At 36.3% G+C, this 915-nt stretch carries 1 protein-coding gene; it reads right to left on the minus strand.

Annotated features, from left to right (window positions below):
• Positions 1 to 402 precede the first annotated feature (402 nt).
• Positions 403 to 915 (minus strand): DUF4020 domain-containing protein (locus H6A13_RS12995; RefSeq protein ID WP_204909947.1); only part of this gene is annotated, 513 nt, incomplete at its 5' end.

Here is a 915-nt window from a genome sequence, read left to right on the forward strand (position 1 = left end):
TGGAATCTTCCTTTTTTTTCATTAATCCGTATTTGCATAGAAAAAAGTACGGTTAAATGAATCTTATTGATACCACAGCGGTATCTTTCACAATCTTCTACACCTTATATTGGAAATCTGATCTTGAGAACCGTATTGCCTACGGTTATAATTAAGAATTAATTGATAGAACTGTATCGACCGCCTAAATCAGCCGCCTATACGAAATAGAATTACTAATGAAGTATTTAAAAATCCCGGAAGCCGAAACTTCCGGGATTTCTCTTTTGTAAAATGTAAAATTAACGCTTGCTTAACGTTTGGGTAACCGAAAATGGCGGAAATACGGGGATGCCGCTGGAATTTGTTGCAAATGCGTTGCAAACCGCAGAAGACTGAACACGATTGAGGACGCCTCTCTTCTCAAATACTCATACCTCTTTTTAAAAGTGCTTCTTGGAATTCTTTTTCTTCTTCTTGCGATATTCCTTTGCATTCTCTATAAATATTACCAAGATATTCCCCGTAATAATCAAATTTTGTACCATCATTAAGCATTTTGGTCAGCAATCGAATCATCGGATGCGGGTATTGTAAAACAAGTTTACTTTTATCAAGTCTGCGTAAAGATAGCGTATCTATGTGTTGAGCCATCTTATCTTTGCAAATAATATTTACAGCCTCTTCAAAAAGTTGTCCTAACTCCGGAAGCCAGCTTAAGAACAATTCTTTCTCCTTTTCAGTAAGCATTGTTGGTTTGTTTTCATAACGATAGGTCAAATACTGCTTCAACCATCCAGTCCACAAAACTTTCTTTCCGTTGTCATCCATATCCCCTAATCTATATCCCATTTCCTGTATAAATAATTCTAAATCCTGTTCCTCTGCTATATCATAAAATCGAGGAATATATTCTAAACAGGGGTCCTCCACAAC

Origin of the sequence: Mordavella massiliensis, assembly GCF_016902415.1 — a bacterium.
GTDB lineage: Bacteria > Bacillota > Clostridia > Lachnospirales > Lachnospiraceae > Merdimonas > Merdimonas faecigallinarum.